15 protein-coding genes are annotated in these 11939 nt (G+C 70.8%); 4 read left to right on the top strand and 11 right to left on the bottom strand.

Going from position 1 to position 11939, the window contains the following annotated elements:
- Window positions 1–5: 5 nt before the first annotated feature.
- The 11 genes from B2363_RS09890 to B2363_RS09840 form a co-directional block, all read right to left on the bottom strand.
- Window positions 6–485, bottom strand: coding sequence for a hypothetical protein (locus B2363_RS09890; protein WP_286929863.1), 480 nt, complete (start codon window positions 483–485; stop codon window positions 6–8).
- Window positions 482–955, bottom strand: coding sequence for a hypothetical protein (locus B2363_RS09885; RefSeq protein ID WP_286929861.1), 474 nt, complete (start codon window positions 953–955; stop codon window positions 482–484). The genes B2363_RS09890 and B2363_RS09885 overlap by 4 nt, the downstream gene beginning before the upstream one ends.
- 131 nt (window positions 956–1086) lie before the next feature.
- Window positions 1087–1371: a transcriptional regulator gene (locus B2363_RS09880; protein ID WP_286929859.1), complete on the bottom strand. Its 285-nt coding sequence runs from the start codon at window positions 1369–1371 to the stop codon at window positions 1087–1089.
- Window positions 1368–1796, bottom strand: coding sequence for a hypothetical protein (locus B2363_RS09875; protein ID WP_286929857.1), 429 nt, complete (start codon window positions 1794–1796; stop codon window positions 1368–1370). The genes B2363_RS09880 and B2363_RS09875 overlap by 4 nt, the downstream gene beginning before the upstream one ends.
- 96 nt (window positions 1797–1892) lie before the next feature.
- Window positions 1893–2717, bottom strand: a complete 825-nt coding sequence (locus B2363_RS09870) for a PHP domain-containing protein (RefSeq protein WP_286929855.1) — start codon at window positions 2715–2717, stop codon at window positions 1893–1895.
- Between the two features lie 10 nt (window positions 2718–2727).
- Window positions 2728–3336, bottom strand: a complete 609-nt coding sequence (locus B2363_RS09865; RefSeq protein WP_286929853.1) for a histidine phosphatase family protein — start codon at window positions 3334–3336, stop codon at window positions 2728–2730.
- 4 nt (window positions 3337–3340) lie between these two features.
- Window positions 3341–4390, bottom strand: a complete 1050-nt coding sequence (locus B2363_RS09860) for a MaoC family dehydratase (RefSeq protein ID WP_286929851.1) — start codon at window positions 4388–4390, stop codon at window positions 3341–3343.
- 46 nt (window positions 4391–4436) lie between these two features.
- Window positions 4437–5747, bottom strand: a complete 1311-nt coding sequence (locus B2363_RS09855) for an endonuclease/exonuclease/phosphatase family protein (protein ID WP_286929850.1) — start codon at window positions 5745–5747, stop codon at window positions 4437–4439.
- A 109-nt stretch (window positions 5748–5856) separates the two neighbouring features.
- Complete coding sequence (locus B2363_RS09850; protein ID WP_286929848.1) at window positions 5857–6330, bottom strand: general stress protein; 474 nt, start codon at window positions 6328–6330, stop codon at window positions 5857–5859.
- A gap of 83 nt (window positions 6331–6413) precedes the next feature.
- Window positions 6414–7607: an acyl-CoA dehydrogenase family protein gene (locus B2363_RS09845; RefSeq protein WP_181756375.1), complete on the bottom strand. Its 1194-nt coding sequence runs from the start codon at window positions 7605–7607 to the stop codon at window positions 6414–6416.
- A gap of 83 nt (window positions 7608–7690) precedes the next feature.
- Window positions 7691–8572 (bottom strand): DMT family transporter, encoded by an 882-nt coding sequence (locus B2363_RS09840; protein ID WP_286929845.1) that lies wholly within the window; start codon window positions 8570–8572, stop codon window positions 7691–7693.
- Between the two features lie 61 nt (window positions 8573–8633).
- Here B2363_RS09840 and B2363_RS09835 point away from each other — a divergent pair, with 61 nt between their 5' ends.
- The 4 genes from B2363_RS09835 to B2363_RS09820 all read left to right on the top strand — a co-directional run bounded on the left by B2363_RS09835 (window position 8634) and on the right by B2363_RS09820 (window position 11922).
- On the top strand, window positions 8634–9866 hold the full coding sequence (locus B2363_RS09835) for a magnesium transporter MgtE N-terminal domain-containing protein (RefSeq protein ID WP_181756374.1): 1233 nt from the start codon (window positions 8634–8636) through the stop codon (window positions 9864–9866).
- On the top strand, window positions 9859–10368 hold the full coding sequence (locus B2363_RS09830; protein WP_181756373.1) for a DUF1003 domain-containing protein: 510 nt from the start codon (window positions 9859–9861) through the stop codon (window positions 10366–10368). Before B2363_RS09835 ends, B2363_RS09830 begins: the two co-directional genes overlap by 8 nt.
- 77 nt (window positions 10369–10445) lie before the next feature.
- Complete coding sequence (locus B2363_RS09825; RefSeq protein WP_181756372.1) at window positions 10446–11597, top strand: Mrp/NBP35 family ATP-binding protein; 1152 nt, start codon at window positions 10446–10448, stop codon at window positions 11595–11597.
- Between the two features lie 10 nt (window positions 11598–11607).
- Window positions 11608–11922, top strand: coding sequence for a sec-independent translocase (locus B2363_RS09820; RefSeq protein ID WP_286929841.1), 315 nt, complete (start codon window positions 11608–11610; stop codon window positions 11920–11922).
- The last annotated feature ends 17 nt before the right edge of the window (window positions 11923–11939 follow it).

Here is an 11939-nt window from a genome sequence, read left to right as displayed (position 1 = left end):
GGGGTTCAGTATGGCGCGACGGCCCGTGCGGCGCGGCGCTCGGCGGCCCGCAACCCACGACGCAGCAGCGAGCGAAGGGTCAGTGCGCACATGACGGCGGCACCGAGGGCCCATCCGACCGCCTCGAGCAGCGGAGCATCGAAGGCCCGCGCCACGAAGAGTGTCTCGAGGAAGCCGATCACCGCGACCAGAGCCACGCTCGCCTCGATGGCGTGCGATGTTCCGAGCCGGCGCTCGAGCGCCGGCCAGGCGAGGATGCTGACGGTCGCCGGCACCACCCCCAGGCCCACGCCGGCCGCCATCCCGATCGGGGCGGCAGCAACCAGCCAGATGACGATCAGGAAGAAGAGCCCGTGGAGGTCGGAGTCCTCCCCACCGTTCCCGGCGTCGATGGCGAAGGCGACCAGGAAGAATCCGAGCGCGCAGAGCGCCCCTGCTAGCGGCGCGGCGACGATCGCCCGCACGGCGAACTGGAGCCGCGTCATGAGCGTCCTCCCTCAATGAGGCGTTGCGAGTGCTGCTGGGCGATGCGCTGCGCGGCCCGCAGGTGGAGCCACGCGATCACCGCGCACACCGCGGTCGCTGCGAGCACCCACGGGACAGCGGCGATCAGGTCGCCCCAGAGGCCAATCGCCGCGACGACCAGCTCGACGAGCACGATCGCCGTAACCAGAACCGTCAGGCGACGGACGGCGCGGTCCTCGCCCACTGACTGCACGAGCTGCGGCCAAGCACTCGCGGCGATGCCCGCCGGCACGATCCCCAGCGCGATCCCGGCCCCGAGTCCGTACCAGAGCGCCATCCCGACCCAGATCAGGAGCAGCGAGGGAAGCCCGATGCGCTCGCCGGTCACCCCGCCATCAACCTCGGCCACGAGAAGGAAGCCCAGGGCGCATGCGGCACCCGCCACCGCGGAGGCGACAACTCCCGCTCCGAACACGTCTACCGGTCTCATAGCCTCGCCTCTCGTTCTTGAGCACCTGCTCAAGAACGAAGATAGCAGAGGCGCGCCTCCCCCACGAGTGGCGCAAACCGGGGTCGCGAGTGGGCGGGCGGGGCCGGGCGGGGCCGGGCGGGGCCGGGCGGTCAGCCGACGATGGCGCGGAGGGCGGCGACGTGGTCGCGGTAGGCGGCGCGGCCGGACTTCGTGAACGCGGCCCAGGAGCGCACGCGGCCCGCGCGGGTGGCCTTCGTGACCTTGACGTACCCGGCGTCCTCGAGCGCCTTGACCTGCTTGCTGAGGACCGACTCGCTGACGTCCAGCCGTTCGCGCAGGAGCGCGAACTCCGTCTTGTCGACCGTGTCGAGGATGGCGCAGATCTGCAGACGGTGCGGCGCGTGGATCAGCGGATCGAAGAGGCCGACACTCACGGCTGCTCCTCGATGCTGCGCACCCATGCCGCGTCCCACGCCGGGCCCAGCACGGCCCAGGTCAGTGCCGTGACCACGGCGCCCACCGCGGCCACCACCGGCCCGGTCCAGGCGACCGCGAGAGCGACCAGCGACACCCCGATCATCAGCCATGCCCGCCAGGCGCCGGGCTCGCGCAGCGTGGCGAACGTGACGATGCCCGTGTGCTTCGTGTACCAGCTCATCGCGCCGAGGGCGGTGGCGAGGCCGACGACGTAGAGGACCCAGCGCACCGGCCCGTCGAGGCCGAGACCGAGGATCACCAGGCCCATCCCGACGCCGGCGACGGCGTAGTAGCCCTTCGGGCTCGCGGCCCGGCGCGCCGTCTCCCGACGCGTGGCGGCGATCTGCTCGAGCGCTTCGCGCGCCTCGTCCCGTTCGGTCATGGTTCCTCCACGTCTCGACTTGCCACTGCGACTTTCCAACATGGAAAGTCTAACTCGTGACTTTCCATCGTGGCAAGCCATGGCGGAAACCGAGACTCAGCCCAGGAGACGCTCGAGCTGCTCGGGATCGGTGAGGTTGGCGCCGAGGTGGAACGCCGGCCCCTTGCCCGTCCCGTGGTGGTCGCTCGACCCGGTGCGCGCGAGACCGAGGTCGTCGGCGATCGCCCGGAGCTCGGCACGCGCCCGCTCGTCGTGGTCGGGATGGTCGACCTCGAGGCCGGCCAGTCCCGCCTCCGTGAGCTCGGCCAGCAGCTCGGCGGTCATCTTGCCGCGGCTGTCACGGGCCCAGGCGTGGGCCACCACCGGCCGGCCACCCGCCTCGCGGACCAGCCGCACCGCGTCGAACAGGCCCGCGGAGTAGCGCCCGACGTAGCCGGGCTTGCCGGGCACGAGCCAGTCGCGGAAGGCCTCGTCGCGGTCCTTGATGTAGCCCTTCGCGATCATCGCGTCGGCCACGTGCGGGCGGCCCCACGCCGCGGCGTCGCCGGCGACGGCGAACACCTCCGCCTCGGTGAGCGGCATGCCCAGCGCGGCGAGCTTCTCCAGGATCCGCGGCAGGCGCTGGTTCCGCCCACCCAGGACGCGCTCCAGCTCCTCGACGAGCGGGCCGTACCCGGGGTCGAACTCGTAGCCCAGCAGGTGCACGCTGAGGCCCTCGTACTGCGTCGAGATCTCGATGCCGCGGATCAGCCGCAGGCCCACCTCGTCGGCCGCCTCCTGGGCCTCGGCCCACCCCTCGGTCGCGTCGTGGTCGGTGAGGGCGATCGTGTCGAGTCCCTCGGCCTTCGCCTTGCGCACGAGGTCGCCCGGCGTGTCGGTGCCGTCGGATCGCGTCGAGTGGGTGTGGAGGTCGATGCGCACGTTACGAAGACTAGAGCCTGTGCGCGCGCGTGCTGTCCGGGACGTTCCACTGCAGGACCACGGGCTGCCCGCGGTCGTCGCCGAGCACCGAGTACGTCGCGGTGTCCAGCGCGAACACACGGCCGTCGGCCACGTCCAGGCCCAGCCAGCGCGCCGCGAGGACCCGCAGCGAGTGCCCGTGCGCGAAGACCAGGGTGCGTCCGCCGAGCAATCGCGCGCGGTCCACCACGCGGTCGAGGCGGGCGCCGACCTGCTCGGCCGTCTCGCCGCCGGGCGACGGGTGGGACCACACCGTCCAGTCCGGCACCGTCTGGCGGATCTCCTCGGTGGTGACGCCCTCGTACTGCCCGTAGTCCCACTCGACGACGTCCTCGACCACCTCGACCTCGCCGAGCTCGCAGCCGGCCAGCTCCGCGGTGGCGAGGGCACGGCGTCGGGGGCTGCTCCAGATGCGGTCGAACGCCACGCCGGAGAGCAGTGGACGCAGCGCCTTGGCCTGGTCGCGGCCGAGGTCGGTGAGCTCGAGATCGGTCACCGAGGTGTGCTTCCAGGCCCGGCTCCACTCGGTCTCGCCGTGGCGGACGAGCCAGAGCTCGGTGTCGGACTCGTAGGCGTTCATGGACTCAGCGTGGCACGAGGACCCAGTGGTCGAGGTCGAGCAGCACGCCGGGAGCGTACTTCCCGTCCGATCCCTTGAGTGTCATCGACTCGTCGCGGCCCTTGGTGGCCACGAGCCGCAGCCGCAGCGCCCCGACGCCCGGCGCGGACGTCTCGGCCTTGTCGAGCACCTCGCTCCACGCGTAGATCGTGTCGCCGGCGAACGCGGGCGACGTGTGCGCCCCGGCGTTGATCGCGGCGATCAGCTGGGCGTTGGCCAGACCGTTGAACGCCAGCGCGCGGGCCAACGAGATGACGTGGCCGCCGTACACGAGGTTGTTGCCGTCGGGGCGGGCCTCGACGTTGAAGTGCACCTTCGCGGTGTTCTGCCAGAGGCGCGTGGCCTGCTGATGCTCGGACTCGGTGAGCGTGACCCCGTCGACGTGGTCGATCTTCTCGCCGACCTCGTAGTCGTCGTAGCGGTGCGGCTCGCCGGCGGCGGCGAAGTCGTAGTCGGTGAAGTCCAGGCCGGCGGGGATCACGAGGTCCTCGGCGGCGACGAACGGAGCGAGCTCCGGAACCACAGTCTCCGGCGCGGGCGCCTCGGTGTCCCGCTTGTGCACCATGACCCAGCGCGCCCAGTCCAGGACGACCTCGTCGCGCTGGTTCACGGCGGTGGAGCGGACGTAGACCACCCCCGTCTTGCCGTTCGAGTTCTGCTTCAGCCCGATGACCTCGGACGACGTCGAGATCGTGTCGCCCGGGACGATCGGCGCGTGGAAGCGGCACTCGGCGTACCCGAGGTTGGCCACCGCGTTGAGCGAGACGTCAGGGACGGTCTTGCCGAACGCGACGTGGAAGCCGATGAGGTCCTCGACCGGGTGCCCCTCGCCGTTCGATCCCGTGAGGCCGACCGAGGCGGCGAACACCGCGGACGAGGGCACCGCGAAGCGCGTGGGGTAGATCGAGCCGTAGACCGCCCGGTCGCCCTCGGTGATCGTGCGGGGCGTGGCGTGCTCGATCACCTGTCCGAGCGTGAAGTCCTCGAAGAAGTTGCCCGGGTTCGTCTTGCTCATGTCGTCCTCACTGTCGCCGATGGTGCGGGACCATCATGGCGGATCGTCAGAACGCCAGCGTCGCCGCGACCATGTTGTGGTCCGAGGGCGGCGTCACGCGGTAGCGCGCCTTGCGCAGGTTCGCGTCCACCACGGTCTCCCAGCCGCGGCCGCGGAGACCCGCCGCCAGGACGTAGTCGATCCGCGTGCCCTGGTACCGGTAGTACGCGGCGGGGGTGGCACCGCGGGGCCGCTTCAGCTTCTTGTCCTTGTACATGCACGTGTTCTTCGCGCTGCCCGGCCCCTTGCCCGAGACGGCGTTGGACGAGTTGTACGCGACGTTGATCCGCCGCTTGACGTGCAGCGGGACCCGCCAGTTGCTCGTGTTCACGAGCGAGGAGGTGACGCCCACCGACTTGCACGACCCGCGCCACCGCGCCGACTTCGACCTGTACTTGCGGCGGTCGGTGCCCAGGAGGTCGACCAGGCCGGCTCGCGTGAAGTCGTCGGCCGCCGTGGTGCTGCGCGTGCGGCCCCCGCTGTTGAGGTCGCCGACCAGCACGGCGGGCAGGACACCGCCCCGCAGCGCGCGCACCTGCTTCATGGTCGAGAGCACCTGGCCGGCCTGCTTGCGGCGGAACGTGTTCGACGTCGTTGTCGTGGTCGCCTTGCCGCGGTAGCGGGCGTCGAGGTGGGTGTTGGCGAAGACGAACTCGCGGCCCGTCGCGAGGACGCGGAAGACGGTCCAGTCGAGGGTGCGCGGGGTCGAGGTCGCGCTCGACAGCCGGCGCACGCCCTGGCGCACCACGGCCAGCACGCGGGAGTCGTAGATCGTGCGGTTGTCCGAGGAACTCCTGGTGGGCGACGTCGCGCACGCGCGCCACGGCGCACGCTGGCCCTTCCAGGTGCCGTTCCACACCGCGGGGTTCGGGCCCGTGGTGGGGCACTGCTTCCGGTGGGTGTTCGTGACCCGGTACGGCGCTCCCGGCGTGCGCGCGTTCATCAGGTCGACCACGTGCTCGTACTGCGCGTGGTTGCGCGCACCCGCGGGGCGGCGCTGCATCCACGCCTCCGAGGCCTCCTGCAGCCCGATCACGTCAGGGGCGCAGTGCATGATCTTGGCGACGACGCGGTCCGCGCGGGACTCCCACGGCTTCATCGTGCCGCGGGACGCGTTGTAGCCGGCGACGTTGTACGAGCCGACGAGCAGCGGCGTCCGGCCGGCCAGCACCCCGCCTGGGGACGTCTCGCGGACCACGTCGCCGTACGCCGCGCACCGCGACGGGGCGGCCGAGGCGGGAGCGGCGGTCAGCGGGACGGTGAGCAGACCGGTTGCGACGGCGAGCGCGAGGGACGCGGCAGCAAGGCGGGAACGCACGGGGAACCTCCAGAAGCGGGGCGACGCGGGCGGCCGCACAGTCTCCGATTCTACGTTCTCTTCTGCCACACCAACAAAATTGCGTCACATCCGACGCAGGCGCCCGGGCTCAGAACGTGGTGGAGCCCGGCAGCCCCGCCAGCAGCTCCTGGCCACGCGCCAGGTGCTTGTGCTCGACGAGCAGCTCGTACTTGCTCGGCAGGATCGTCTTGACGCTGGAGAAGTCGCGACGGCCGCGCGAGCCGGCGTAGCCCACCGCGGCGATGATCGCGCCCCACACCACGCCCAGCAGGATGCCGGTGAGCACCGCGGCGAGCCAGTCGCCCTCGGCGGCGAAGATGCCCAGGAGCAGGCCGATCAGCAGGCCGAACCAGGCACCGCCGAGCACGCCGCTGAGGATCACGCGCCCCCACGTGAGCCGGCCGGTGACCCGCTCGAGCTGCTTGAGGTCGGTGCCGACGATCAGCACGTTCTCCACCGGGAAGTCGTGATCGGACAGGTGGTCGACGGCCTTCTGGGCGGCGTCGTAGTCATCGAAGACGCCGAGGGACTGCGGGTACTCCAACGAGAAGATCTGGGCCATGCGGCCAGCGTAGCCGCGCGGACGGACGACGGCCCCGCGTCCACGGAGTGGATGCCGGGCCGTCGTCGCAGCGGTGACCTGGGTCAGAGCTTGTAGTCCTTGAGCAGGTTGCGGCCGATGATCATCTTCTGGATGTCGGACGTGCCTTCGCCGATGAGCATGAAGGCGGACTCGCGGTAGAGACGCTCGATCTCGTACTCCTTGGAGTAGCCGTAGCCGCCGTGGATCCGGAACGAGGCCTCGACGACCTCGTTGCAGTACTCGCTGGCGAGCATCTTGGCCATGCCGGCCTCGACGTCCATCCGCTTGCCCGAGTCCTTCAGCCGCGCGGCGCGCACGACCATGGTGTGGGCGGCCTCGACCTTGGTGGCCATCTCGGCCAGGCGGAACAGGATCGCCTGGTGCTGGGCGATCGGCTTGCCGAACGTCTCGCGCTGCTGCGCGTAGGCGATGCCGAGCTCGAACGCGCGGTTCGCGATGCCCACGGCGCGGGCGCCGACGTTGACGCGGCCGACCTCGACGCCGTCCATCATCTGGTAGAAGCCCTGGCCGGGCGTGCCGCCGAGGATCTGGTCCGCACCGATCTTGTGCTTCTCCAGGATCATCTCGGTCGTGTCGATGCCCTTGTAGCCCATCTTCTCGATCTTGCCGGGCACGGTGACGCCCTGGGCCGTCTCGCCGAAGCCCGGCTCCTTCTCGACCAGGAAGGTGGTCATGTTCTTGTAGACGCTGTCGGCGCCCTCGTCGGTCTTGACCAGGACCGCAACCAGCGTCGAGCTGCCGCCGTTGGTCAGCCACATCTTCTGGCCGGAGATCTCGTACGAGCCGTCGTCCAGCTTCGTCGCCTTGGTGCTGATAGCCGACACGTCCGAGCCCAGCGACGGCTCGGACATCGAGAAGGCGCCACGGACCTCGCCGGTGGCCATCTTCGGCAGGTACTTCTGCTTCTGCTCCTCGGTGCCGTGCTGGATCAGCATGTAGGCCACGATGAAGTGCGTGTTGATCACACCGGAGACGCTCATCCAGCCGCGGGCGATCTCCTCGACCACGAGCGCGTAGGTCAGCAGTGACTCGCCGAGTCCGCCGTACTCCTCGGGGATCATCAGACCGAAGATGCCCAGCTCCTTCAGGCCCTCGACGATCTCGGTCGGGTACTCGTCCTTGTGCTCCAGGTCCGTCGCGACCGGGATGATCTCCTTCTCGACGAACTGGCGGACGACCTTGAGGATCTCGACCTGCTCTTCGGTCAGGCCCTCAGTACTGACAAGACGCCCCATGACGGTGCTCCTCGAATCTCGGTGGGAATCGGGGCGAGCCTACATCGAGGCACGGCCGGGCACCGGGCGGGGGACGCGAGGATTCAGTCCGCGACGAGCGTCTCGGCGCGGCGTGCCCGGCCGCTCGACGCGGTGACCACGGCGAGCCCGGCGAGGATCAGCACGATCCCGCCGTAGGTCAGCCACGGCAGCGACTCCCCCAGGAACGCCGCGGCCAGCAGTGCCGCTCCGGGCACCTCCAGCAGCAGCATGAGCGAGACGACGACGGGCGACATCACGGCCAGCAGGTGGTTGATGACGGAGTGCCCGAGCAGCTGGGCGCAGACCATGACGGCGACGATCATCAGCCAGGCCTGCGCCGACCAGCCACCGAGCGGGACGCCCGCGACCAGGCACGCGACGAGCAGGATCGCCGAGCAGATGCCGTAGCACGTGAAGGTGTACGCCGTGGTCGACAGCGTCTCGCGCACGCGGGCCCCGACGATGACGTAAATCGCGGCGAACAGGCCGCCGGCGAGGGCCAGCCCGTCGCCCCAGAGCGCCTCGGCCGACAGCGACAGGTCGACTCCGGAGATCGCTGCCACGCCCACGACGGCCAGCAGCGCGCCGACCACCACGCCGGGGGCGGCCCGGTGGCCCCGGAGGGCGTCGATCCCGATGACGAAGAGCACCTGCATCGAGACCAGCGCCGTGGCCGCGGCCACCGAGGTCAGCTTGAGGGAGGCCACCCAGCACGCGAAGTGCGCGGCCAGCGCCGCTCCGGCGACGAGCGCGAGCAGCCAGCCGTGGCGGTCCTGGCCGGCGATCGCCGTGCGGTGCCGGGTCAGCGCGATCGGAGCCAGCAGGCCGGTGGCCATGGCGTTGCGCCAGAAGGCGATCGCGAGCGCGGGGGCGGCCGTGGCGGCCATCAGCGGGCCCGACATCGACACCCCGACCACGGCGACGATCGCGAGCACGAGATTCACCGCGCCAGTCTCCCACCCGCCACACCCGCCTCGGCGCCCGCCGGCCGGTAGCCTCGGACCCGTGAGCAGCCAGCCGACCCGGATCTTCGTGTCCCGTCTCGTCGGGCAGTCCGTCTTCGATCCCGTCGGCGACCAGGTGGGCAAGCTGCGCGACATCGTGGTGGCGGTCCGCAGCGCCACCCAGCGCCCTCGTGTCCTCGGCCTGGTGGTGGAGGTCCTCGGCCGGCGCCGCGTGTTCCTGCCGATCACCCGGGTGACCTCGATGGACTCGGGCCAGGTCATCACCACGGGCGTGCTGAACCTGCGCAGGTTCCAGCAGCGCTCCACCGAGACGCTGGCCGCCCACGAGCTCTTCGACCGCCAGGTGACGCTCGCCGACGGCACGGCCGCCACCCTCTACGACATCGCGATCGAGCAGGACCCCCGCCGCGACTGGTACGTCTCCACGGTCGCCGTGGCCGAGCACCACAAGCGGTTCGGCCGTCGCGGCACGAGCCACGTCCTGGAGTGGGACGAGGTCCACGGGCTGGCCAGCGAGACCGCCGCCCAGGGTGCCACCACGCTGCTGGCGATGATGGACGAGATGCGCCCGGCCGACATCGCCAACGCCCTGCGCGACCTGCCGCCCAAGCGCCGCATGGAGATCGTGCGCGAGTTCGGCGACGAGCAGCTGGCCGACGTCCTCGAGGAGATGCCCGAGGCCCTGCAGGTGGAGGTCCTCGGGATCCTCGACCCGAGCCGCGGCGCCGACGTCCTGGGCGAGATGGACCCCGACGACGCGGCCGACCTGCTGGGCGAGCTGCCCGCGCAGACGGCCGAGGAGCTGCTGGGGCTCATGGAGCCCGACGACGCCGAGGACGTGCGACGCCTGCTGTCCTACGAGGAGCGCACCGCCGGCGGCATGATGACGACCGAGCCGGTCGTGCTCGACCCGAGCGCCACCATCGCCGACGCGCTCGCCCTCGTGCGCGAGCCCGAGCTGAGCGTCGCGCTGGCCTCGATGGTCTACGTGTGCCGACCGCCGCTGGAGACGCCCACGGGCCGCTTCCTGGGCGCCGCCCACTTCCAGGCGCTCCTGCGCGAGCCGCCCTCCACGCTCGTCAGCCAGATCATCGTCAACGACATCGACTGGCCGCGCCCCGAGGCCTCACTGGCCGAGGTCGCCGGCCTGCTGGCGGCGTACAACCTCGTGGCCGTCCCGGTCGTCGACGAGAATCAGCACCTGCTGGGCGTCGTGACGATCGACGACGTGCTCGACCACCTGCTGCCGAAGGGATGGCGCGAGCATGGCTGACCGCGAACGCCTCGACCAGCCGCGCGACCTGCGCCGCGGACTGGGACGCAACCTCGGCGCACGCAAGGACCCCGATCCCGAGCGGTTCGGCCGGTTCGCCGAGTCCGCCGCGCGCTTCCTCGGCACGGCCACCTTCATCGCGTGGATGACACTGTTCATCTTCGTGTGGATCGTCTGGAACGTGCCGTACGGTCCCGACCGTCCGCGCTGGGACGAGTACCCCTTCATCTTCCTCACGCTGATCCTGTCGCTGCAGGCCTCCTACGCCGCGCCGCTGATCCTGCTGGCCCAGAACCGCCAGGAGGCGCGCGACCGGATCGCCGCCGAGCAGGACCGCGAGGCGGCCAGCCGCTCGCACGCCGACATGGAGTTCCTGGCCCGCGAGGTCGCGAGCCTGCGCATCGGCCTGGGCGAGGTCGCGACCCGCGACTTCCTGCGCAGCGAGCTGCGCGGTTTCCTCGCCGAGCTGGACCGCGAGGACGCCTCCACCGACCAGGACTGAGCCGCCGCATCGCGGTGCTTCGTCCAGACCTTGACGCGGCCCCGGGACGTTCGATAGGGCCCCGTAGACTTCACGGCATGGCTGACGTCACCCAGGAACTGATCACCGAGGCACTCTCGACCGTCAACGACCCCGAGATCAAGCGCCCGATCACCGAGCTGGGGATGGTCGACACCGTCACGATCGGCGAGACCGAGATCGTCGTGCGACTGCTGCTGACCGTGGCCGGCTGCCCGCTCAAGGACACCCTGACCCGCGACGTCACCGCCGCCGTGGTCAAGGTCGCCCCCGCGCACACCGTGCGCGTCGACATGGGCGTCATGACCGACGAGCAGCGCAAGGCCATGCAGGAGCAGCTCCGTGGCGGCCGCGCCGAGCGCGAGATCCCCTTCGCGCAGCCCGGCTCGCTGACCAAGGTCTACGCGGTCGCCTCCGGCAAGGGCGGCGTCGGCAAGTCGTCCGTCACCGTCAACCTCGCCGTCGCGATGGCCAAGCGTGGCCTGAAGGTGGGCGTCCTCGACGCCGACATCTACGGCCACTCAATCCCCGACATGCTCGGCGTGGGCGACCAGCGCCCCACCCAGGTCGAGGACATGATCATGCCTGTCCCCGCGCGGATCGGCGACATCGAGATCAAGGTCATCAGCATCGGCATGCTGAAGCCGCGCCGGGACCAGGTCGTCGCATGGCGCGGCCCGATGCTCGACCGTGCGCTCGTGCAGATGCTGGCCGACGTCTACTGGGGCGACCTCGACGCCCTCTTCCTCGACCTGCCCCCGGGCACGGGCGACATGGCCATCAGCATGGGCCAGCACCTGCCCGGCGCGGAGTTCATCGTCGTCACCACGCCGCAGCAGGCCGCGGCGCAGGTGGCCGAGCGCGCCGGCACGATGGCCTCGATGATGCACCAGCGTGTCGTGGGCGTCGTCGAGAACATGTCGTGGCTGCTGCTGCCGTCGGGCGAGAAGATGGAGGTCTTCGGGTCCGGTGGCGCCGCTCAGGTGTCCTCCACCCTGAGCGCGCGCCTCGGCTACGAGATCTCGGTGCTGGGCCAGGTCCCGCTCGAGGAACGCATGCGCGAGACCGGCGACTCCGGCGCCCCGATCGTGGCCTCGGAGCCTGACGCCGAGAGCGCCAAGGTCCTGCAGCAGGTCGCCGACCAGCTCAGTGGCCGCTCGCGCGGCCTGGCCGGCATGCAGCTGGGTCTGGCCCCCGCCGGCCGACTGTAGGATCGCGCCCGTGGGCCTGGGCTGGATGGAGATCGGTGCGATCCTCGTCGTGGCGATCATCGTGTTCGGCCCCGACCGACTCCCCGGGCTGGCGCGGCAGGCGGCGCAGTTCGTCCGCACGCTGCGTCAGATGGCCGAAAACGCCAAGACCGAGCTGGGCAAGGAGCTCGGCGACGACTTCAAGGACCTCAACCTGCGCGACCTCGACCCGCGCGCGGCGGTCCGTGACGTGATCCTGTCGGACACCACCACTCCCCCGCCCGTGCCGAGCGTCCGCATCCTGCGGCCCGGCGAGGTGCCTCCGTTCGACGCGGAAGCCACCTGACCTTCGCTCCTGGCGAG

The sequence above is a fragment of the Aeromicrobium sp. UBA7512 genome (assembly GCF_002476985.1).
GTDB lineage: Bacteria > Actinomycetota > Actinomycetes > Propionibacteriales > Nocardioidaceae > Aeromicrobium > Aeromicrobium phoceense.
This window is presented reverse-complemented; position numbering and strand designations above follow the sequence as displayed.

Coding starts and splice junctions, on each gene's coding strand:
- B2363_RS09890 (WP_286929863.1), bottom strand. CDS start 485: ATGACGCGGCTCCAGTTCGCCGTGCGGGCGATCGTCGCCGCGCCGCTA.
- B2363_RS09885 (WP_286929861.1), bottom strand. CDS start 955: ATGAGACCGGTAGACGTGTTCGGAGCGGGAGTTGTCGCCTCCGCGGTG.
- B2363_RS09875 (WP_286929857.1), bottom strand. CDS start 1,796: ATGACCGAACGGGACGAGGCGCGCGAAGCGCTCGAGCAGATCGCCGCC.
- B2363_RS09865 (WP_286929853.1), bottom strand. CDS start 3,336: ATGAACGCCTACGAGTCCGACACCGAGCTCTGGCTCGTCCGCCACGGC.
- B2363_RS09860 (WP_286929851.1), bottom strand. CDS start 4,390: ATGAGCAAGACGAACCCGGGCAACTTCTTCGAGGACTTCACGCTCGGA.
- B2363_RS09850 (WP_286929848.1), bottom strand. CDS start 6,330: ATGGCCCAGATCTTCTCGTTGGAGTACCCGCAGTCCCTCGGCGTCTTC.
- B2363_RS09845 (WP_181756375.1), bottom strand. CDS start 7,607: ATGGGGCGTCTTGTCAGTACTGAGGGCCTGACCGAAGAGCAGGTCGAG.
- B2363_RS09830 (WP_181756373.1), top strand. CDS start 9,859: ATGGCTGACCGCGAACGCCTCGACCAGCCGCGCGACCTGCGCCGCGGA.
- B2363_RS09825 (WP_181756372.1), top strand. CDS start 10,446: ATGGCTGACGTCACCCAGGAACTGATCACCGAGGCACTCTCGACCGTC.